The organism is Marivita sp. S0852 (assembly GCF_046591575.1).
GTDB lineage: Bacteria > Pseudomonadota > Alphaproteobacteria > Rhodobacterales > Rhodobacteraceae > Marivita.
This window is the reverse complement of sequence record NZ_JBIQWA010000042.1, coordinates 1-281: the sequence shown is the minus strand read 5'-3', so window position 1 is coordinate 281 and position 281 is coordinate 1. Positions and strand designations below refer to the sequence as shown.

Annotated in this window: 1 protein-coding gene; it reads right to left on the bottom strand. The window is 48.8% G+C overall.

Annotation, left to right across the window (positions count from 1 at the left end; translation table 11 throughout):
• On the bottom strand, nucleotides 1-230 hold a 230-nt coding region (locus ACG74X_RS21340), incomplete at its 3' end, for a hypothetical protein (RefSeq protein WP_411237332.1).
• Nucleotides 231-281: the final 51 nt, after the last annotated feature.

Sequence of the window (281 nt, the reverse complement as noted above, 5' to 3'; positions counted from 1 at the left end):
AGGCTATACTGGACGCGGGGGTCGTCGTGCTTTTTGAAATGGTAGAAGACGAATGTGCCATTGGTGAAGTAGTTTTCACCAATCGGGGTAAGATCGTTTGAAAAATTGTCCGCGAGATTCCACCATGCCGTAGCGTCTGGCAACCTCTTCCTGAGCACCTCTTTCTGCTTGCGGTAGCGGGGGCTGTGGGGATCGGCGTACTGAACAAAATGATGGTTAAAGACATACATCTGGAACCGATCCGCAAAAATTTCCGATATAAATCCCTTTTCGGCATCGAA